The sequence below is a fragment of the Janthinobacterium sp. 1L-D-8-B-C4 genome (assembly GCF_057291295.1).
Genome location: NZ_JBXAVX010000001.1, coordinates 1 through 17,792 on the forward strand (window position 1 = coordinate 1; position 17,792 = coordinate 17,792).

The 17,792-nt window shown below is 62.8% G+C and carries 21 protein-coding genes, 2 tRNA genes and 2 pseudogenes; 17 read left to right on the forward strand and 8 right to left on the reverse strand.

Going from position 1 to position 17,792, the window contains the following annotated elements:
- Positions 1 to 17: 17 nt before the first annotated feature.
- Positions 18 to 94: transfer RNA gene (locus AC0Z42_RS00005), tRNA-Arg, on the forward strand.
- Between the two features lie 75 nt (positions 95 to 169).
- Positions 170 to 246: transfer RNA gene (locus tag AC0Z42_RS00010), tRNA-Arg, on the forward strand.
- 76 nt (positions 247 to 322) lie between these two features.
- Here AC0Z42_RS00010 and AC0Z42_RS00015 read toward each other — a convergent pair.
- On the reverse strand, positions 323 to 1,177 hold the full coding sequence (locus tag AC0Z42_RS00015) for a cupin domain-containing protein (protein ID WP_485466192.1): 855 nt from the start codon (positions 1,175 to 1,177) through the stop codon (positions 323 to 325).
- Positions 1,178 to 1,296: 119 nt separating this feature from the next.
- Between AC0Z42_RS00015 and AC0Z42_RS00020 the strand changes: the two genes are divergently transcribed.
- The 3 genes and pseudogenes from AC0Z42_RS00020 to AC0Z42_RS00030 all read left to right on the forward strand — a co-directional run.
- Positions 1,297 to 2,253: a phytanoyl-CoA dioxygenase family protein gene (locus AC0Z42_RS00020; protein ID WP_485466193.1), complete on the forward strand. Its 957-nt coding sequence runs from the start codon at positions 1,297 to 1,299 to the stop codon at positions 2,251 to 2,253.
- Positions 2,254 to 2,315: 62 nt separating this feature from the next.
- A pseudogene (locus AC0Z42_RS00025) lies at positions 2,316 to 2,491 on the forward strand (alpha-hydroxy-acid oxidizing protein); the annotation flags it as partial.
- Positions 2,471 to 2,687, forward strand: a pseudogene (locus AC0Z42_RS00030) (alpha-hydroxy-acid oxidizing protein); the annotation flags it as partial. The pseudogenes AC0Z42_RS00025 and AC0Z42_RS00030, both read left to right, overlap by 21 nt.
- On the opposite strand, the gene AC0Z42_RS00035 reads toward AC0Z42_RS00030, so the two are convergent.
- Positions 2,684 to 3,202, reverse strand: a complete 519-nt coding sequence (locus tag AC0Z42_RS00035; RefSeq protein ID WP_485466194.1) for a P-loop nucleotide/nucleoside kinase family protein — start codon at positions 3,200 to 3,202, stop codon at positions 2,684 to 2,686. The pseudogene AC0Z42_RS00030 and the gene AC0Z42_RS00035 overlap by 4 nt on opposite strands.
- Positions 3,203 to 3,237: 35 nt before the next feature.
- Positions 3,238 to 3,900, reverse strand: coding sequence for a hypothetical protein (locus AC0Z42_RS00040; RefSeq protein WP_485466195.1), 663 nt, complete (start codon positions 3,898 to 3,900; stop codon positions 3,238 to 3,240).
- A 100-nt stretch (positions 3,901 to 4,000) separates the two neighbouring features.
- Here AC0Z42_RS00040 and AC0Z42_RS00045 point away from each other — a divergent pair, with 100 nt between their 5' ends.
- From AC0Z42_RS00045 to AC0Z42_RS00065, 5 genes are all read left to right on the forward strand, one after another.
- The gene (locus AC0Z42_RS00045; RefSeq protein WP_485466196.1) at positions 4,001 to 4,672 is read left to right on the forward strand and encodes a DUF6630 family protein; all 672 of its coding nucleotides are present in this window, start codon (positions 4,001 to 4,003) and stop codon (positions 4,670 to 4,672) included.
- Between the two features lie 44 nt (positions 4,673 to 4,716).
- Positions 4,717 to 5,277: a GNAT family N-acetyltransferase gene (locus AC0Z42_RS00050; protein ID WP_485466197.1), complete on the forward strand. Its 561-nt coding sequence runs from the start codon at positions 4,717 to 4,719 to the stop codon at positions 5,275 to 5,277.
- Complete coding sequence (locus AC0Z42_RS00055) at positions 5,274 to 5,975, forward strand: response regulator transcription factor (protein WP_485466198.1); 702 nt, start codon at positions 5,274 to 5,276, stop codon at positions 5,973 to 5,975. The genes AC0Z42_RS00050 and AC0Z42_RS00055 overlap by 4 nt, the downstream gene beginning before the upstream one ends.
- Entirely contained in the window at positions 5,975 to 7,198 is a 1,224-nt protein-coding gene (locus tag AC0Z42_RS00060; protein WP_485466199.1) for a sensor histidine kinase, read from the forward strand. The genes AC0Z42_RS00055 and AC0Z42_RS00060 overlap by 1 nt, the downstream gene beginning before the upstream one ends.
- A 71-nt stretch (positions 7,199 to 7,269) precedes the next feature.
- On the forward strand, positions 7,270 to 8,148 hold the full coding sequence (locus AC0Z42_RS00065; RefSeq protein WP_485466200.1) for an extracellular catalytic domain type 1 short-chain-length polyhydroxyalkanoate depolymerase: 879 nt from the start codon (positions 7,270 to 7,272) through the stop codon (positions 8,146 to 8,148).
- A 59-nt stretch (positions 8,149 to 8,207) separates the two neighbouring features.
- Here the strand turns inward: AC0Z42_RS00065 and AC0Z42_RS00070 are convergent, their stop codons facing one another.
- Complete coding sequence (locus AC0Z42_RS00070; RefSeq protein ID WP_485466201.1) at positions 8,208 to 8,774, reverse strand: glutathione S-transferase N-terminal domain-containing protein; 567 nt, start codon at positions 8,772 to 8,774, stop codon at positions 8,208 to 8,210.
- Positions 8,775 to 8,907: 133 nt separating this feature from the next.
- Between AC0Z42_RS00070 and AC0Z42_RS00075 the strand changes: the two genes are divergently transcribed.
- On the forward strand, positions 8,908 to 9,228 hold the full coding sequence (locus tag AC0Z42_RS00075) for a winged helix-turn-helix transcriptional regulator (RefSeq protein ID WP_485466202.1): 321 nt from the start codon (positions 8,908 to 8,910) through the stop codon (positions 9,226 to 9,228).
- 23 nt (positions 9,229 to 9,251) lie between these two features.
- Here AC0Z42_RS00075 and AC0Z42_RS00080 read toward each other — a convergent pair whose 3' ends face one another.
- On the reverse strand, positions 9,252 to 9,608 hold the full coding sequence (locus AC0Z42_RS00080; protein WP_485466203.1) for a hypothetical protein: 357 nt from the start codon (positions 9,606 to 9,608) through the stop codon (positions 9,252 to 9,254).
- Positions 9,605 to 10,399, reverse strand: coding sequence for a hypothetical protein (locus AC0Z42_RS00085; protein ID WP_485466204.1), 795 nt, complete (start codon positions 10,397 to 10,399; stop codon positions 9,605 to 9,607). Before AC0Z42_RS00085 ends, AC0Z42_RS00080 begins: the two co-directional genes overlap by 4 nt.
- Positions 10,400 to 10,546: 147 nt before the next feature.
- Between AC0Z42_RS00085 and AC0Z42_RS00090 the strand changes: the two genes are divergently transcribed.
- Genes AC0Z42_RS00090 through AC0Z42_RS00100 form a run of 3 tightly spaced genes read left to right on the forward strand, consistent with a single transcriptional unit; the run spans position 10,547 to position 13,096 of the window.
- Positions 10,547 to 11,200, forward strand: coding sequence for a response regulator (locus AC0Z42_RS00090; RefSeq protein ID WP_485466205.1), 654 nt, complete (start codon positions 10,547 to 10,549; stop codon positions 11,198 to 11,200).
- The gene (locus tag AC0Z42_RS00095) at positions 11,197 to 12,582 is read left to right on the forward strand and encodes a sensor histidine kinase (RefSeq protein ID WP_485466206.1); all 1,386 of its coding nucleotides are present in this window, start codon (positions 11,197 to 11,199) and stop codon (positions 12,580 to 12,582) included. The genes AC0Z42_RS00090 and AC0Z42_RS00095 overlap by 4 nt, the downstream gene beginning before the upstream one ends.
- Before the next feature lie 13 nt (positions 12,583 to 12,595).
- On the forward strand, positions 12,596 to 13,096 hold the full coding sequence (locus AC0Z42_RS00100) for a DUF1993 family protein (RefSeq protein WP_485466207.1): 501 nt from the start codon (positions 12,596 to 12,598) through the stop codon (positions 13,094 to 13,096).
- Positions 13,097 to 13,111: 15 nt separating this feature from the next.
- On the opposite strand, the gene AC0Z42_RS00105 is transcribed toward AC0Z42_RS00100, so the two are convergent.
- Positions 13,112 to 14,095, reverse strand: coding sequence for a D-2-hydroxyacid dehydrogenase (locus AC0Z42_RS00105; protein WP_485466208.1), 984 nt, complete (start codon positions 14,093 to 14,095; stop codon positions 13,112 to 13,114).
- Entirely contained in the window at positions 14,092 to 15,042 is a 951-nt protein-coding gene (locus AC0Z42_RS00110) for a LysR family transcriptional regulator (protein ID WP_485466209.1), read from the reverse strand. The genes AC0Z42_RS00105 and AC0Z42_RS00110 overlap by 4 nt, the downstream gene beginning before the upstream one ends.
- 200 nt (positions 15,043 to 15,242) lie before the next feature.
- Here AC0Z42_RS00110 and AC0Z42_RS00115 point away from each other — a divergent pair, with 200 nt between their 5' ends.
- The 3 genes from AC0Z42_RS00115 to AC0Z42_RS00125 all read left to right on the forward strand — a co-directional run bounded on the left by AC0Z42_RS00115 (position 15,243) and on the right by AC0Z42_RS00125 (position 17,791).
- On the forward strand, positions 15,243 to 15,410 hold the full coding sequence (locus tag AC0Z42_RS00115; RefSeq protein WP_485466210.1) for a hypothetical protein: 168 nt from the start codon (positions 15,243 to 15,245) through the stop codon (positions 15,408 to 15,410).
- Positions 15,407 to 16,267 carry an alpha/beta hydrolase gene (locus tag AC0Z42_RS00120; RefSeq protein WP_485466211.1) on the forward strand — a complete coding sequence of 287 codons (861 nt, stop codon included), beginning with the start codon at positions 15,407 to 15,409 and terminating at the stop codon, positions 16,265 to 16,267. The genes AC0Z42_RS00115 and AC0Z42_RS00120 overlap by 4 nt, the downstream gene beginning before the upstream one ends.
- Positions 16,268 to 16,546: 279 nt before the next feature.
- Entirely contained in the window at positions 16,547 to 17,791 is a 1,245-nt protein-coding gene (locus tag AC0Z42_RS00125) for an efflux RND transporter periplasmic adaptor subunit (RefSeq protein ID WP_485466212.1), read from the forward strand.
- Position 17,792 lies beyond the last annotated feature (1 nt).

The window sequence follows — 17,792 nt, forward strand, 5'->3', positions numbered from 1 at the left end:
GGTGAAGAGTAAGTTTTGCGGCTGTAGCTCAGCTGGATAGAGTACTTGGCTACGAACCAAGGGGTCGTGGGTTCAATTCCTGCCAGCCGCACCAGTATTACCCGGAGCCTGTTGTACAGGTTTTGGTTGAAGGTTGTGACTTCATGCAGTATGGTGAAGAGTAAGTTTTGCGGCTGTAGCTCAGCTGGATAGAGTACTTGGCTACGAACCAAGGGGTCGTGGGTTCAATTCCTGCCAGCCGCACCAGAATATCGGGGATCAGATTGTAAAATCTGATCCCCTTTTTCTATTCCGGCGCCGCTTTTCGTCCGTTGCCCATCCTTTAGCGGTATTGCTGGCGAAACGCGCGCGGCGTCATCTGCTTGTCGGCGCGGAATTGCCGGTTGAAATGGGCCAGGTTGCGGTAGCCGGCTTCCTGCGCGATGGCGGCGATGCCGTGCTGCGTCTGGATCAGCTGCTGGCAGGCGCGGCCGATGCGCAGCCGCGCCAGATAGGCGCTGGGCGTGCATAGCGCGTGGCGCTTGAAGAAGCGGTGAAACGCGCCCAGCGACAGCGCCGCCCGCTGTGCCAGGTCCTCCAGCGCAATCTCTTCCCTGAAATGCAGGTGCATATGGTCCAGCACGGCCGCCATGCGCTTTTGCTGGCCATCGGCCGCGATCAGCTTGCGCGCGCCGGATGCCAGCGGCCGCGCCTGCACGTCGCCGGCCAGGTCCAGCAGCACGTTGAGCAGCAGCGGCAAGCGCTGCGCCTGGGGCAGGGCTTGCAACTGCAACAGCGTGGCGGCGCTGCGCGCAGCTGCCTTGCTTGTGAATTGCAGCGCCGGCCCGGCCCGCTGCGCCAGTTGCCGCAGACTGTGCAGTTCCGGCAGCACGCTGGCCAGTTGCGCTATCCATTCCAGCGAAAACCACACCACCACTGCCAGCATCGGCTGCGTCTCGTCGATGCGCTCGCTGGCCGACCAGGTATGGGGCAAATTCGGTCCCACCAGCACCAGGTCGCCTGGTTCAAAGTTACCCAGATGGTCGCCGATATAGCGCTGGCCGCGCGCATTCACCGTCAAGGTCAGCTCGAACTGCGGGTGATAGTGCCAGATGAAAGGAATCGCTTCCAGCTCGCGCCACAGCAAGCCCCAGGACTGGCCGCTGGGGATCGTTACTTGTTCATATAAAGGTGTCATCGGGACGTTTTATCAGCCAGGATGATCACGATAGTATCAGTATCGGCTGTTGCCGGCATAGTTGGCCGCTGTGCCAGGGCGCACAATCGGTCCCACAACAATCATCACGGGAGACAGCGATGCAAGACCGGTACCAATATGGCGACGAGCGCCCGGGCAACCCTTCGGTAGCCTATATCGAGCAGGCCCAGCTGCGCGACATCAAGAAGCGGCTGCCGCTGCGCGTGTTGTCCGAGCAGGACTTTCTGCACTGGCAAACCTATGGCTATGTGATCGTCAAGGACGCCGTCAGCCCGGAGCAAGTGCAACGCACCGCGGATTTCCTGTGGCAGTTCCAGGGCCTGGACCAGCATGACCCCGCCACCTGGAACCATGCGCAATTGCGCGATCATGCAATGAAGGAGCTGAACGGTTCGGGCATGGTCGAGGCCTATCACAACCAGACCATGTGGGATAACCGCCAGACGCAGCGCGTATATGACGCCTTTGTCGATATCTGGGACCGCGAAGACCTGTGGGTGACAATCGACCGCGCCAACCTGAACACGCCCAACAATGGCAAGCGCAAGTTTGGCGGCTTTATCCACTGGGACGCCGACACCACGCTCGATCCTCTGCCGGTCAATGTGCAAGGCGTGCTGGCCCTGTCCGACACCTCGCCGGAAAGCGGAGGCTTCCAGTGCTATCCGGAACTGTTCAACAACCTGCTGGCCTGGCGCGAGCAGGCGCCCAAGGACCGCAATCCGTGGCAGCCGGACCTGGACACGGTGCCGTATCCGATGGAATTCATCCGCATGAAGAAGGGCGAATTGCTGATCTTTAACAGCCTGCTGGCGCATGGCATCCGCCCCAATACCTCGACCGACCAGGTCCGCCTGGCGCAATATATCGCGTTTACGCCAGCCCAGGAAAGCAATCAAGCCTTGCGCGACTGGCGCGTGCAAAGCTGGCGCGAGCGCAGTGCGCCACAGGGCTATGCCTTTCCCGGCGACCCGCTGGAGCAGGAAAAGCTGCTTTACCCGCAGGCGCAGCTGAGCGAATTGGGCGAAAAAATCCTCGGTGCGCGCAACTGGTAATCAGCTAGCTGATCGTTACTGGTCGGAGCTTGCCTGACAGATAGACAATCATCGTCAAATGCAGGATCAAGTTTCGCCAGCGCGTCGCCGTCAACCTGGAAAACCGCAGCCTGGCTTCGACCATGGTCGGCCAGCAGGTCAGCATGCCGGTGGCGAGATCCTCGCGGCGCAGGCGGCGGAACAGTTCGGCGTGCCGTTCACCCTGTCGACCATGAGCATCTGCTCGATCGAGGACGTGCTGAAAGCCGTGGCGCTGGGCGCGCGGCGTGTATATCGGCCGGCCCTTCCTGTACGGCCTGGACGCCAGGGGCCGCCCGGGCGTCACCAAATACCTCGATATCCTGCGCAACGAGCTGGACCTGACCATGGCTTTCTGCGGCCTGCGCGACCTGCAGCAGGTGGACAAAAAGATTTTGTTGCCGGGGACGTTTTAAGCCTGGCTTGCCCGCACGATATGGAAGCCTTCGCTGGCGTCGGGCGGCACGAAGTGCCGGGTGATGGCGTCGAATTGCGCCTCGCTCGTGTTAAACGGGTGTAGTCCGCTGGCATTGCGCTGGCGCAACCTGGCCTTGCACTCGGCGTCGCTGACGTCGAGAAAGTGCAGCACATGCGGCGCGCCTGACTGTTGCGCCAGCGCCAGCATCCAGCTGCGCGTGGCCGGCGTATTGGCAGGAAAGTCGAGCACCACCGACGTGCCAGCCTGCAGCATCTGCAGGCACAGTGGCGCAATGGCCGTGCGCAAACGCGCCGACAGGGCAGCATAGTCGGCCAGGCTGGCGATCTGGCCCGGATACAGCTGTGCCAGCAGGCTGTCTTCGCTGACCCTGACCGTACGCGGCAGCGCCGCCAGTTGCGCGCTCAAGGTGGATTTCCCCGAAGCGATTTTGCCGCAGACCAGGTGCAGGGTGGGCGTGGGGAAGGTAACAGGCTGGTTTGATGGTGTCGTCATGATTTGTTTGAAAAGTGGCATGTGCAGGGAAGGGTTCAGGCCCGCGCATCAGCTGCCTTGGCAAAGGTCCATTGTCCCTTGAATGTGTCGGCATCGAGCGCGCGTTCATGCGGATTTCCTGGCTTGAACAGGTCAGTCAACAGCAGGTCCTGGATGGCGCTGGAAAAGCCGCCCAGCATGGCCTTGCCCCATGGCCGCCTGGCGTGGGCAAACACGGGTGCCTGTTGCTTTGCGGCCAGTTGCACCAGCGCCACGCGCACGGTGGCGGCCGCTTCCTGCCCCAGGTCGGCGGCGACCGCGCACAGCAGGCGCTGGCCGAACAGCAGCGGCTTGCCGGCGCGGTTCAAATAGTCTTCATTGAACAGGCTGATGAACAGGTCCGGCGCCAGGTCATCTTTTTCACAGGTGGTCCAGGCGGGCGCCCACGCTTCCAGGCTCATGAAGCGCGCGTCCGTGTTGGCAGCGGCATGCGTCCATTTGGCATGTCCTTTGGCGTCCCAGCCCATGCGCCCGAAAGGGATCAATTTTCCTTGCGGATTGTACTGATGGCTGCGCACGGCACCCTTGCCGCGCGCTTGCGCCACGATGCTGTTGACGGCGTCGGCAAACGGCGTCCATTGTTCCTGCTGCCACAAGCCGGGCGAAGCGGGCGCGGCCAGCAGCAGGAAGACCTCATACTCACGTGAAAAAAACGCCATGGAACATCCTGTGACTGTTGGTAAAATAACTTGCCACACAATTATAGTTGCATGGAATAATAATTTCGTCCGATACACCAAAGCCGAACCGGAGCCCTTGATGCCAGACACCAGCTACGCCGCCCACGCCGCCTTTTTGATCGGATTGGCCGATCCGGCGCAGGCCTGCACCACCTTTTACGATGAAGACGACCAGACCGTGCACGAGTGGGAAGACGGCGTGCTGTCGATCTCGACCGACTTTACCGACTACACCACCTACAAGCTGACGCCGGTGGCGGCCAGTTCGCCGCTGCGCTTCGATGTGGTGGTGGAAAACGAGGACGGCGTGGCCGACTTCGACGACGATGCGCGCGAAGATCTCGCCGAGCGCTTGGAGCGGCTGGTGGCGCAGATACGCCAGTTCCAGGACAAGCGTGCGCTGTCCGATGAAGAGCTGGCAACCTTGCAAGCGATGCTGCTGCCGGCTGGCGAGTGGGAGTGGAAGGAGTGGCCGGAGATCGGCACGCAGGCGGTGCAGGACGCCAGCGCCGTGCATGAGCTTGGCCTGTCCATCACGGCACCCAATGCCAAGCAGCAGCGCGATGTGTTTGCCGGCGACGACTTCAGCACCAGCGTGCTGGCCTGGTTCCGGCAGCAATTGCAGCCGCAGGGCTGGACCCTGGTGGCGGTCACGCCATTTGACGAGCTGCAGAGTTTTTTCCTGGTCAGCAATGACAATGTCGAGACGGTGCGCGCGCTGCTGTATCAGCAGGGGCATCGCATGCTGTAATCGGTCACTCTGAACCCTGAACCCTGAACTTGAGACGGAACCGCATGGCCTATACCAAAACCATTACCACCGCGCGGCTGATCATGCGCCCGCCGCAACCCTCGGATGCGCCAGCGCTGCAGGCCATGCATTCCGATCCGGAGGTGATGCGCTACTTCAGCGAGTTGCCCTGGCAGGACCCGCAGCGCGCCACGCGGCAGATCGCCGACGACAGCGCCGCTTTTGAGAAAGAAGAATTCTTCCGCTTTGCCATTACTTTGACAGGCACCGGCGAGTATTTGGGCAGTTGCACGCTGTTCTCGCTGCATGCGCAAAACCGCCGCGCCGAGATCGGTTACGCGCTGGGCCGCCCGTACTGGGGCCAGGGCTACATGCACGAAGCGTTGACGGCGCTGCTGGAATACGCCTTTGTCGAGCGCGACCTGAACCGGCTGGAAGCCGATATCGACCCCTTGAACATCGGCTCGGCGAACGCTCTGCTGCGCCTGGGTTTCAAGCAGGAAGGCTACTTGCCCGAACGCTGGATCGTCGGCGGCGAGGTCAGCGACTCGGCGCTGTATGGCTTGCTGCGGCGCGATTGGCAGGCGCGGCGCGGTTCAGCGTGACACGGCTGGCCATCCTGCTGATCGAAGACCATGCCGGCATCGCGCGCCAGGTCGCCACTTTCCTCGACGGCCTGCACTGGCAATGTGACCATGCCGCCACCGGCGCGCTGGGCGTGCGGCTGGCCACCAGCAATATTTACGATGTGGTGCTGCTGGACCTGAACCTGCCCGATATCGACGGCTTGCAGGTATGCCGCGCCATCAAGGCGGGCGCACCCAGCAATGTGCCGGTCTTGATGCTGACGGCGCGCGACGCCTACGAAGACAAGGCGCGCGGTTTCAACGACGGCGCCGATGACTACCTGACCAAGCCGTTCGACTTGCGCGAGCTGGCCCTGCGCTGCGAGGCGCTGGCGCGGCGCAGCCAGTTGCATGTGCACCAGGAAATGCGCGTCGGTCCGCTGCTGTTGCTGGCGCGCGAAGGCCGTGCCCGGTATGGCGAGGCGCCACTGGCGCTGACGCAGACCGGCTTCAAGATCTTGCTGCTGCTGTGCCGCGAGCATCCGCACGCCGTCTCGCGCTCGGCCCTGATCGCCCATCTGTGGGGCAGCGAACCACCGGACAGCGACGCACTCAAATCGCATGTCTATGCGCTGCGCAAGCAATTGGACGCCGTCGGTGGCGCCGGCCTGCTGGTGACGATACCGCAGTTGGGCTACCGGCTGGCGATAGCCGCCGGCAGCCAGGCCGGGCAGTGATGGCCAGCACCATACGGCGTGGCCTGTTTGCGGCGCTGGCCAGTTTTGCCGTGCTGCTGTGCCTGTGCTATACCGGCCTGGCGGTGGTGATTTCCTATGTTACCGAAGACATGCTGGTGCAGCGCCTGCTGGAACGCGAGGCTGCGGCCATCGCCTTACGCTTGCGCCAGCAGCAGCCGATGGCGCCGGCCGGCAGCGATCTGATCACCGTCTACCGGCAGTACGGCGACTTGCCTGCACCGGTGCGGCGGCAATTTTTGCCATCGGCGCCGCGCGCCGAAGTATTTACCGATACCGGCCAGCATTACCACGTCATGGCGCTGGACCTGGCGCATGCAGGCAAGCCCATGCGCTGGTATCTGCTGGCCGACGTGGCCCAGTTGCTGGTGGTGTCGCGCCTGGTGCGCGAGGTGGGCGGCGTGCTGATCGGCTTCGCGCTGGCGCTGGTGGGCCTGGCGCTATTGCTGGCCTGGTTGCTGGCCCGCCGGCTGGTATTGCCTTTGCAAAAATTGGCGCAGGAAGCGCGTGCCTTGACGCCGCAGCATCCACCGCAGTTCAGCGCACGCGGCCGGCCGGACGAAATCGGCTTCCTGGCGCGCCGGCTGGAAAGCACCTTTACCGAATTGCAAACCGCCTTGCAGCGCGAACAGGCGTTTGCCCGCGATGTCAGCCACGAATTGCGCACGCCGCTGACCTTGATGCGCAATACGCTGGCACTGGCCAGCACGCGGCCGCTGGTTCCGGAAGAGCAGGCCCAGTTGCAAGAGGGCGTCGATGAGATGAGCAATACGGTCGAGCTGTTGTTCGCACTGGCACGCGCCGAACAGATCGCCAGCGAACCGGTGGAGCTGCGCGGCTGCATCGAACAATGCCTGCTGCGCCTGCTTGAAGAACATGGCTGGGACGCCAGCCTGCTGGCGCTGGACTTGCCCGAGCGCTTGCCCGTGCACGGCCATCGCCAATTGATCGTTTTGCTGCTGAATAATTGCTTGGCCAACGCCCTGTTCCACGGCGGCCCTGCCTGCCAGTTGACCATTTCCTTCAAGCAAGGCTGCCTGGTTGTCCACAATACCGTGCCGGCCGGGCAGGCCGTGCGCGTGCAGGGTTTTTCGCATGGCCAACTGCTGCTGGCACGCCTGGCGCAGGTGATGCAATGGGAGATACGTTTTTATCCGGGCGTGCTGGACTACCGCGTCGATATCGTTCCCGTTGTTGCCGCATAAAGCCGGCAGATTTCACCGATATTTCACCTTGCCCTCCGTATGCTGGCTGCATCTTACTTACGGAGAAGCCCATGAAAATCTTGCTCAGCCTGCTGTTACTGCTCGCCACGACCATTCCGGCCCTGGCCCAGGTGCAAACCCTGCAGCACAAGGAGGCCAAGCGCCGCTATATCGTCTACGCGCCGCCGGCCTACCATGGCCAGCCGCAGCAGGCGTTTCCAGTCGTGTTCAATTTCCATGGTGGCGGCATGACCATGGCCGAGCAGATGCTGTACACGCAGATGAACCGGGCCGCCGACCGCCATGGTTTTATCGTCGTCTACCCGCAAGGCATCAAGCAGGACTGGAACGTCGGTTTCGGCATGGACTATCTGGCCGGCAGCGACGACGTCGGCTTTGTGCAAGCCATGCTGGACAAGCTGAAACAGGATTACCGTGTCGATGCCGGGCGCGTCTATGCCACCGGGCTGTCGCGCGGCGGCTTTTTTGCCCTGCGCCTGGCCGCCGAACTGCCGCAGCACTTCGCCGCCGTGGCCTCGGTCGGCGCGCCGATGCCGGAGCCGGTAGTCGCGCATCACGGCAAACCGGAGAAGGTCGGCATGCTGCTGATCCACGGCACGGCGGACCAGGTGGTGCTGTATCAGGGCAAGGCCGGCGGCTATCTGTCCGCACAGGAAACCTTGCGCTACTGGGCCAAGGTCAACGGCATCGCAGCGAATCCGCCGCAGCCGACCTTGCTGCCAGCCGTGGCCGGCGACGAGTTGAAAGTGAGCCGGCAGGAACAGGGCAACGGCCAGCAAAGCGTGGCCCTGATCAGCATTGATGGCGGCGGCCATACTTGGCCCGGCACCGATGCCTTCAATGTCGGACTGCCAATCGGCAAGACCTCGCGCAGCATCGATGCCAATGAGGTGATGTGGGAGTTTTTCGGCAGGCATGGCGGGAACTAAATCAACCCTTCCTCCCGTAATGCCTGCAGCACGGCCGGCCGTACCTGCATGCGCAGGTATCAGTTGCGTAGATTATCCAGCTGGTCGAAATGGATATCGGCCTTGTAGTACGAGGTCAGCCACGGCGCCTGGCCCCATCCCGTCAGGGCGAACAGATAGGCGTCGGCCACGCTGAAATGTTCACCCATCAGATAGGGCTGCCTGGCCAGTTGCTGGTCGATCCACGCATAGCGCTGTTCCAGTTTCGGCCTGGCCGTCTCGACATATTTCCCGGCCTGCGCCGCATACAGCAGCGGGATGAAGCCCTTGTGTACTTCCGTCGACAAAAAATTCAGCCACTCCTGCAGCCGGTAGCGCTCGAAGCTGCCGTTGGGCGGCGCCAGCCGGGCTTGGGGGCGCAGGTCGGCCAGGTATTGCAGGATGGCCGGTCCCTCACGCAACATTCTGCCGTCGTCCAGCTCAAGCGCGGGGACATAGCCGTGGGCATTCACATCAAAAAAGTTCGCGCCATCGTCGGTCATATGCCGCTTGTAATCGACCTGCACGAGGGTGGCGTCGAGGCCCAGTTCCTTCAGGACGATATGCATGCCCAGCGAGCAGCTGGCGGGGATATGGTACAGCTTCATGATGGCTCCGGTAATCGCGAACTCCAGGTGAGCCCGCCTGGACAGCCATTATAGGCAGCAGGGATAAAAAAGGAAGAAGGCACTATAATGTTCTGTAGGTACATTTTTTATACTTGATGTGGATACTGCTGCCATGAAAGAAAGCGTGACCGGATGTTCGATCGAAGAAGCGATGCGGCTGCTGGGTGGGCGCTGGCGCTTGCTGCTGGTGTCGTACCTGGTCGATGGCCCCAAGCGATTCAACGCACTGCGGCGCGACGTGCCGCATATTTCGCAGCGCATGCTGACCCTCGATCTGCGGGCGCTGGAAGAGGCGGGGCTGGTCGCGCGCACGGTGTATCCGGAAGTGCCGGTGAAAGTTGAGTATGCTTTGACGGCAGACGGCCAGCGGCTGCTGCCGGTGGTGGCCGTGATGAAAGAGTTTGGCTTGTGGCTCAAGGCAAGACAGGTTTGAGGCGAGCCCCGGCGCTGGCGTGACTACAGCGGCTCCTCCATCAACTGGTATTTTTTCACGATACCGGCCCGGTTGAACAGAATCGACAACTCCTTTTTGTTGTCCGCGCTGTTGAGCACCAGATTCACATAAGGCAAGGAATCAACCAGCTTGGGCATGCCCAACTGATACAGCCACACTTCATGGCCATCGGCATAGGTGGTGATGGCGGCCTTGCCGAATGCGGCTTCGATATCTGCCCTGGTCGAGCTTCCTGGAATGATTTCCTGCGCTGCAAGCGCTGGCGTCAGGGTCGGCAGCTTGCCGTTGCCGGTTGATGCGCAGCCACTCAATGCCGTGGCCAGTGCCAGCAAGGCCACCAGGTGCGTGCCGCCGCTCATGGCTGCACCGCCTGCGCGGTAGTGGCCAGGTCATCGTCCATATAGTCGAAGCGCAGCAAGGTGTCGTCGCTCCAGCCTTTCTCGTACAACAGCTTGAACTTGACCGTGTAGACGCGGTCGCGCAGGTAAGGCCAGTCTTCATGACTGGCCATCAGGGCCGAATCGGTGCCGTGCAACATGGCCGCTGGCAACAAGCTGCGCCGTTGACCGTCGATCAGGGTGACGCTGAACAGGGGCCGGTCGGCAAAATAAAACAGATTGATCGGCAGGCTGCTGCAAGGATCGGCCAGCTTGGCCACCAGCATGTTGATGGGGTGATGGACGTAGGCGAACAGGTCGGCGGCCATGGCAACCTTGCATTCGAGCAGCAGGTCGCCCAGGCGGCGCGTGTCCTGCGGCAGGCCGGGGGTGCGGATATCGGCGCGCCAGGCCAGGCTTTTTTCCTTCCGGTTGGAGCGCACGGCAGCATTGTCCCCGGCCGCACCGGCGTCCATCGGCAGCACAAACGTGTGGTCCGCCGCCAGCGCGATCGGCAGCTGCGTGTGTGCTCCCGCAAGCTGAAGCGTCAGCCTGTCCATCGCCACGCCTGCCTGGCGTGGCAGCACCTTGAAGCGCAAGGCGGCGCCCGGCGCCAGGGCGTGCTGCTGTTCGAATACCTGCATGCCGGCCACCATGTCGCGATACGATTTTTGATCGCGTCCGGTTGCCGCGCCCTGAACCTCCACCACCGGCACGCCAGGGTCGGCCTGGCTTGCCGTTGCAAACGAGAAACACAGTAGCAGCGCCGGCATCGACCTGTATCTGATAGCTTTACGCATGTTTTCACCTTGTATGAAAAGGGCTGTCCTGGCCGGGGAAGTGGCAGGGAAACGGACTGGTGCCATTGTATTTGCCACAATCTTTGGCCAAGCTTAAGCTTGCCGCCTTATACTTCTTGCATGCATATCCTGATCATAGAAGACGACCTCGACCTTGGCACCGGCTTGCAGCAGGCGCTCAGGGTAGAAGGTGTCAGCAGCCAGTGGCTGCGCCGCATTGCCGACGTGCCGCTGCCGTCCTGCATCGAGGCCGACTGCGTGCTGCTCGACTTGTCGCTGCCCGATGGCACCGGTCTGGACTTGCTGGCACGCTGGCGTCGTGCCGGCGTCACCGTGCCCATCATTATCATGACGGCGCGCTCCGCGCTGGCGGACCGCCTGGCTGGCCTTGATGGCGGCGCCGACGATTTTGTCGTCAAGCCTTTCGAGACCGCCGAACTGCTGTCGCGCGTGCGCGCCGTGCTGCGCCGCTATGCGCGCCAGGCCAGCGAAGTGTGGACTTTCGGCACGCTGCAGATCGAGCCGCGCAGCTATGCGGCCAGGCTGGACGGGGTGGCGCTGGAATTGTCGCCGCGCGAGTTTCACCTGATGCTGGCGCTGGCGCGCGAGCCGGGCGTGGTGGTGCCCAAAGGGGTGCTGGCGCAACGGCTCGAACCGCTGGGCGACGCGCTCGACTTTGGCGCGGTGGAAGTGCACATGTCGAACCTGCGGCGCAAGATCGGTGCCGGGCGCATCCGCACCGTGCGCGGCATCGGCTACCTGTTCAACGCATGAAGCGCCTGCTGCGGCCAACTTTGGTTATGCGCGTGATGCTGGCCATGGTGCTTGCCTTCCTGCTGGTGTGGCTGGTGCTGATGGCGCGCCAGCTCTACAAGGCGACCGACACGCAGGCGTTGGACCAGAACCTGCACGGCCTGGGCAGCAGCTTGCTGGCGTCGATCACGCCCATCGCGACGCCGGCCGAGGCGCGCGCGGTGGTCGCCGCTACGGCCACCCTGGTCAATGATGGCTACCGCAAGCTGCAGGCGCCCGGCGCCGTGCTGATGGAACTTGGTGATGCGCAGGGCGGGCGTCTGTTCCTCTCGCCCGAAGCCGGGCCAGCCAAGCTGAATGGCGTGGACGGTAGCATCAGCGATGGCCTCGTCGATGGTCAGCGCCTGCGCCTGTATCGCGGCCACAGCGCGCGCTGGACGCTGACGGTGGCGGTGCCCGTGCTCGATCCGTGGTGGATCGCATCGACCATGAGCGGCGGCCTGACCATCGACATGCTGATTGCCTTGCCGTTCGTGCTGCTGCCGCTATGGTTTGCCGTGTCGCGTGGCTTGCGACCGCTGCACCGATTGTCGGCGCAGATCGCCGCCAGGGATGCGGACGACCTGACGCCGCTCGGCGTCATGCCCCGTTACGCCGAACTGAGGCCGCTGACGGACGCTCTGGAGCAGTTGCTGGCCCAGTTGCGCAACAAGGTCGAACGCGAGCATGGCTTCGTGCAGGATGCCGCGCATGAGCTGTGCACGCCCATGGCCGTGCTGTCGGCGCACGCCCATGTGCTGGCCATGGCAGTCGACGCGCCGCAGCGCGCGCAGGCCGGGCATAGCCTGATGCAGGCGATTGCCCGCGCCTCGCATTTGATCCGGCAATTGCTGGACCTGGCGCAAATGGACCGCCCGGCTGCGCTGGCGCCGGCGCAGCATGACGTGGCGCAGTTGCTGCGCCAGGAGTTGGCGTCGCTGGCGCCGCTGGCCTTTGCGCGCGAGATCGAGCTGTCGCTCGATGCGCCCGACACACTCTGCCATGCGCTCGACACGCATGCTTTCCAGACCATCATCCATAACCTGGTCAACAACGCGCTGGCCTATGTGCAGCGACAGGGGCAACTGCGGCTGGAATTGCTGGCGCTGGCCGGCGGCTTTCAGCTGTCGGTGGCCGACGATGGCCCCGGCATTGCAGCCGGCCAGCGCTCACTGGTGTTCGAACGGTTTTACCGCGGCAGCAGCCACGCGGCACCAGGCGCCGGCCTGGGCCTGGCCATCGTGCGCGAAGCCGCGAAGCGCCTGCAGGGCAGCGTGGAACTGGCGGACGGTATCGATGGCAAGGGCTGCTGTTTTATCGTGACCATCGGTGCGCCAGCGGCGCGGTTGCCGGCCACTTCATGAAAGGAACAAGACGATGACCATGCTGCCGATTGCCATTTTTTGCCCTGGCCTGCGCCAGCTGTCGGCCATGCTGGACAAGCTGGCCTCCCAGCCGCAGATATTGACTGCCCGCCTGCATCCGGACATGCTGCCGTTCGCTGCGCAAGTGAACGCCGCCATCAGCTTTTCGCTGCGCGGCTGCTGTCCGCTGGCGGGCCGGGAGGTGGTCAGTTTCAACGGTGGCGGCAGTTTGCAGCAGCAGATTGCGCGCACCATCGCGTATCTTGAAGCGATCCCCGAACAGGCGTTCGAAGGCGCGGCCGAACGCCTGTGCCACGACCGCGCCGGTTTTGCCGATATCGCGCTGTCTGGCGACGAGTTTTTACAGCTGTATATCCTGCCGAATTTCTATTTCCACTTCAGCATGGCGTATGCGATCGCGCGCAGCGGTGGCGCCGATCTTGGCAAGGGCGATTTCGATGGCTATCACGCCTATGCACCGGGCTTTTCGTTTGAAAGCCCGGCGGCGTCGTAATCGGCTAGCGTCGTCTTATGCCACCACGTTGACCGGCGCACCGCGCTCGAACGCTTCCACATTATCGATCAGCATGTCGGCCAGCAGCTGCATCGCTTCACCGCTGGCCCAGGCCGTATGCGGCGTCAGGATAAAGTTCGGCAGTCGTAGCTGCAGCAGCGGGTTGTCAGGTTCTGGCGGCTCTTTCGACAGCACGTCGAAACCGGCGCCGGCGATCACGCCTGTTTTCAGCGCTTCGGCCAGCGCCGCTTCGTCGACCAGGCCGCCGCGCGCGGTGTTGATCAACAGGGCAGTGGGCTTCATGCTGGCCAGCTCTTTGGCGCCGATGATATGGCGCGTCTTGTCGCTCAAGGGCAGGTGCAGGCTGACGATGTCGGAAGTGGCCAGCAGTTCGGCCAAAGACACTTCTGTCACGCCATCCTCGTTGACCGGCGAGCGGTTGTGCACGGCCACTTGCATGCCGAAGGCGCGCGCCAGGTGCGCCACGGATTTGCCCAGCGCGCCATAGCCCAGCAGGCCCAGGCGGCTGCCGGCCAGGTCGCGGATCGGGTGGCCGAACAGGCAGAAGCGGTCCGATGCCTGCCACAGCCCGGCCTCGACGTCAAGACGGTAGGCCACCAGCTGGCGGCGCAGCGCCAGCATCAAAGCCAGTGTATGTTCGGGCACGGTGGCGCGCGCATAATCGCGGATATTGGCGACGATAATGCCGCGCGCGCGGCAGGCCGGCAGGTCGATGATGTCGGTGCCGGTGGCGGCCACGGCGATCATTTTCAGGTCCGGCAATTGCGCCAGCTCGGCTTCCCGCAGCGGCACCTTGTTGGTGATGGCGATGCTGGCGCCACGCAGGCGTTCGACGGTTTGCACGCTGCCTTTGGTGTGCGCGTGCTCGCTCCATTCGTGCACAAAGGCAGGCAGGCGAAGCTTGGCGATCAGGCTGTCGCGGTCGAGAAAAACGATGCGCTGTGGTGATGAGTGTAGCGGGTGCTGTGGTGCTGTCATGGCTGGGCCTCGGTCTGGCCGGCGCGCGCATTTTTGGTCTTCATTTGCGTGGCCGGGTGGTTGGTAAACATGTCGGCGACCCATTCGACAAACACGCGCACCTTGGCCGACAGGTGGCGGTTAGGCGGATAGATCACGTGAATCGGCAGCGGATCGGATTCCCACTCCTTGAGCAACTCGACCATTTTGCCTTGTTCCATCAATGGCGCAAGCATGAAATGCGTCATTTGCACGATGCCCAGGCCCGCCACGCCGGCTGCCGTGTAGGCGTTCGAGTCGTTCAGGGCGATATGGCTGGGCATGGCGATCTGTATGCGTTCGCCGTCGCGCGTGAAATCCCATTCGAAGGTGCGGCCCGTCTTGGCCGAGAAAAAATTCACGCCGCGGTGGCGCGGCAAGTCGTTCGGGTGCTGCGGCGTGCCGTAATGGGCCAGGTAGCCGGGCGAGGCGCAGGTGGTGAAATGCAGCACGCCGACCCGGCGCGCGATCAGGTTAACATCGCCCAGTTCGCCGCCGCGCACGGCGCAGTCCACGCCTTCCTCGATCAGGTCGACCGGGCGGTCGCTGCAACCGAGTTCGAGTACGATATCCGGGTAGCGCGCGAAAAAGTCGGGCAGGGCGGGGATCAGCAGTTCGCTGGCCAGCGCGGTCGGTGCATCGACGCGCAAGCGGCCGCTGGGGTTCAGCCGCGTGCGCGACAGCGATTCTTCCGCTTCGCGCACGTCCGACAAAATGCGCACGCAATGCTCGTAATAGGCGGCGCCGTCGGAGGTGATGCTGACGTGGCGCGTGGTGCGGTTCAGCAGTTTGACCGACAGGCTGCTTTCCAGCGACGCAATCAGGGTCGACACGGTCGCTTTTGGCAACTGCATGTTTTCGGCCGCGCGCGTGAAGCCGCCCGCATCGACCACCTGGATAAACACTTCCATGGCTTGTAGCTTGTTCACTTGAATTCCTGACACTTTCCTTTGCATTGTTCAGAATATTGAACAATCAATTCATCATTGCCTACTTTATCAGATTGTAGAACAAGTTTATAGTTGTTGTACTGCAGCATAAAACCAGCTGGCAGAAACAGTGTTTAAAGCGTTACAGGAGAAAAATCATGGGTCATCGGAATGGAAACTTTGCAGTGTTCGCGCTCGTTGTGAGCTCGCTTGCTCTGTCTTCGATGGTATTTACGGACGCTTATTCGCAGGCGGCGCAAGCCGAAGCCAGCGGCTACAGCGCCCTGACCCATGAAGTCGGCGGCACCTTGCTGTGCGTCAATGACGCCGCCATCGACATGGCCGTGGCGCCGGTGGTGGCGCAATGAATGCGCCCGCCAGCGCAGCCGGCCTGGCGCCTGCCGAGTCGCTGAAGATACGCGATATCGAAGTGCAGGGCGAGGTGGGGCCGCTGGCGGCGCGCATCTATACGGCCGGCGTGCCGGGCGCGAAAAAATCCAGCCTGTTCGTGTTTTTCCACGGTGGCGGCTTCGATGACGGCGACCTGGAAGATGCCGATGATTTCCTGCGCTGCCTGGTGCTGGGCAATGCCGACCAGGTGGTGCTGGCGTCCAATTACACCCTGGCCAGTGTGCGGCCTTTCCCGGCCGCCGTCGAAGATGCGCATGCCGTGCTGCTGTGGGCCAAGAAGAACAAGGCCAAGCTGGGCTGGACCGGCAAGCAGATGCTGGTGTCCGGCATCGAAGCGGGCGCCAACCTGGCGGCCGTGTGCGCCATGATGTCGCGCGACCGCGGCGGCCCCGCGCTGGCCGGCCAGGTGCTGATCATGCCGATGCTCGACCCCGGTTTGTCGACCTGTTCGATGCGTTCGCTGCCGAGTTGCCCGGAACTGGTGGAAGTGGCTGACGCCTGCGCCGCCGCCTACCGCGGCTACCTGCCGAACGCTGCCGACCGCAGCCATCCGTATGCGTCGCCACTGCAGTCTAGCCGCCTGAAAAACCTGCCGCCGGCCCTGATCGTGTCGAGCGAGGATGACCCATTGCGCGACGAGGCTGAACAATACGGCAGCAAGCTGATCGCCTGCGGCATCAAGACGACCGTGCGGCGCATGCCCGCGGTGCCGCTGCAAGACGCCACCGCCCGCAATGAATGCGCGTGCAAAGTGCAAGTTCTCGGTGAAATCGCCAGTTTTGTCGCTGGTCTGAGCAAGGAGCCCGCCTCATGACACCGCCATCCTGCACCACCAAATAAATTACACTTAGCAGTTTACTTTTTGAGTTATGGTTGTTACACTCTGTAGTGTAGTTTCCTGAACACCCCATTCGTCTGCGCTGTGCGTTCGCATAGCCGGCTTTGTCGACCCCGCCTGCTTTTACGCCGCAGGCGGTCCCTTTATCTTTGACCGAGCGCCGTCGGGCGCCATTGCATCTTTATTCACTTTAATCGGCTGGGTGGCTTCCTGTCGCCCATACCATTAGAAATTTTCATAAAACAGGGAAATAAAATGAAAAACGTTCAACAAATTTCTATCCTGCTCAAGCCGCTGGCCGCTTCGCTGGCCGTCGCCGGCCTGGTGGCGTTCAGTCTGGCCGGCTGCGATTCGGCCAACAGCAAGGTGCCCGACGCGCCAGCAGCCGGTGGCCCGCCGATCTCGGCCGCCGCCGTGATTGAAAAACAGATTACCGAAACCCAGGAATTTTCGGGCCGCCTGGAAGCCATCGAGCGCGTTGAAATCCGCTCACGCGTTGGCGGCTTCATCACCTCGGTGAACTTCAAGCCGGGCAGCGAAGTGAAAAAGGGCGACGTATTGTTCGTCATCGATCCGCGTCCGTTCCAGGCCGAAGTGTCGCGTGCCGAAGGCGCCGCCGCCTCGGCCCGCGCCAAGGCCGAACTGGCCAAGCTCGAACTGTCGCGCGCCGAAAAGCTGCTGGCCGAAAAAGCCATCCCGCAACGCGAACTCGATGAAAAAGCCTCGGGCCTGAAAGAGCTCGACGCCAATGTGCGCGCCGCGCAAGCGTCGTATGAAGCGGCCAAGCTGAATCTGTCGTACACCCAGGTGCAGGCGCCCATCAGCGGCCGTGTATCGAAGGCTGAAATCACCGTCGGCAACCTGATCGACGCCACCGCCATCCTCACTTCGGTGGTGTCGACCGACCGCATCTACGCCAGTTTCGACGGCGACGAAGACACCTATCTGCGCGTGGCCGGCACGGCGCAAAAGGGCGCGCCCGTGATCGTGAAAGTGGGCCTGGCCAACGAGTCCGGCTTCCCGCATGAAGGCAAGCTTGAATTCGTCGACAACCAGCTCGATCCGGCCACCGGCAGCGTGCGCATGCGCGCCACCTTCGCCAATGCCGACCGCATGCTGGTGCCTGGCCTGTTTGCCCGCATCCAGCTCGATACCGGCAGCGGCGCGCAGGCGCAAGGCACGGCCTTGCTGATCAGCGACCGCGCGGTCGGCACCGACCAGAGCCGTAAATACGTCTACGTGGTGGGCGCCGACAACAAGGCCGAATACCGCGCCGTCAAGCTGGGCCCGAACGCCGACGGCCTGCGCGTGGTGCGCGACGGCCTGAAAGTGGGCGAGAAGATCGTCGTCAACGGCCTGCAGCGCGTGCGCCCCGGCGCTCCGGTGACGCCGCAAATCGTGGCGATGGACTTCGATCCGACGGCGCCAGTGGCCCCTGCAAAACCGGCAGAAAAAGACGCCAAGGTTGCAGCCAAGGCAGCAACGACCACCAAGGAATAAA

What these genes read in the sequence shown, in the direction of transcription:
- AC0Z42_RS00015 (WP_485466192.1), bottom strand. Translation starts at nt 1,177, where the DNA reads ATGACACCTTTATATGAACAAGTAACGATCCCCAGCGGCCAGTCCTGG.
- AC0Z42_RS00020 (WP_485466193.1), top strand. Translation starts at nt 1,297, where the DNA reads ATGCAAGACCGGTACCAATATGGCGACGAGCGCCCGGGCAACCCTTCG.
- AC0Z42_RS00035 (WP_485466194.1), bottom strand. Translation starts at nt 3,202, where the DNA reads ATGACGACACCATCAAACCAGCCTGTTACCTTCCCCACGCCCACCCTG.
- AC0Z42_RS00040 (WP_485466195.1), bottom strand. Translation starts at nt 3,900, where the DNA reads ATGGCGTTTTTTTCACGTGAGTATGAGGTCTTCCTGCTGCTGGCCGCG.
- AC0Z42_RS00045 (WP_485466196.1), top strand. Translation starts at nt 4,001, where the DNA reads ATGCCAGACACCAGCTACGCCGCCCACGCCGCCTTTTTGATCGGATTG.
- AC0Z42_RS00050 (WP_485466197.1), top strand. Translation starts at nt 4,717, where the DNA reads ATGGCCTATACCAAAACCATTACCACCGCGCGGCTGATCATGCGCCCG.
- AC0Z42_RS00060 (WP_485466199.1), top strand. Translation starts at nt 5,975, where the DNA reads ATGGCCAGCACCATACGGCGTGGCCTGTTTGCGGCGCTGGCCAGTTTT.
- AC0Z42_RS00065 (WP_485466200.1), top strand. Translation starts at nt 7,270, where the DNA reads ATGAAAATCTTGCTCAGCCTGCTGTTACTGCTCGCCACGACCATTCCG.
- AC0Z42_RS00070 (WP_485466201.1), bottom strand. Translation starts at nt 8,774, where the DNA reads ATGAAGCTGTACCATATCCCCGCCAGCTGCTCGCTGGGCATGCATATC.
- AC0Z42_RS00075 (WP_485466202.1), top strand. Translation starts at nt 8,908, where the DNA reads ATGAAAGAAAGCGTGACCGGATGTTCGATCGAAGAAGCGATGCGGCTG.
- AC0Z42_RS00080 (WP_485466203.1), bottom strand. Translation starts at nt 9,608, where the DNA reads ATGAGCGGCGGCACGCACCTGGTGGCCTTGCTGGCACTGGCCACGGCA.
- AC0Z42_RS00085 (WP_485466204.1), bottom strand. Translation starts at nt 10,399, where the DNA reads ATGCCGGCGCTGCTACTGTGTTTCTCGTTTGCAACGGCAAGCCAGGCC.
- AC0Z42_RS00090 (WP_485466205.1), top strand. Translation starts at nt 10,547, where the DNA reads ATGCATATCCTGATCATAGAAGACGACCTCGACCTTGGCACCGGCTTG.
- AC0Z42_RS00095 (WP_485466206.1), top strand. Translation starts at nt 11,197, where the DNA reads ATGAAGCGCCTGCTGCGGCCAACTTTGGTTATGCGCGTGATGCTGGCC.
- AC0Z42_RS00100 (WP_485466207.1), top strand. Translation starts at nt 12,596, where the DNA reads ATGACCATGCTGCCGATTGCCATTTTTTGCCCTGGCCTGCGCCAGCTG.
- AC0Z42_RS00105 (WP_485466208.1), bottom strand. Translation starts at nt 14,095, where the DNA reads ATGACAGCACCACAGCACCCGCTACACTCATCACCACAGCGCATCGTT.
- AC0Z42_RS00120 (WP_485466211.1), top strand. Translation starts at nt 15,407, where the DNA reads ATGAATGCGCCCGCCAGCGCAGCCGGCCTGGCGCCTGCCGAGTCGCTG.
- AC0Z42_RS00125 (WP_485466212.1), top strand. Translation starts at nt 16,547, where the DNA reads ATGAAAAACGTTCAACAAATTTCTATCCTGCTCAAGCCGCTGGCCGCT.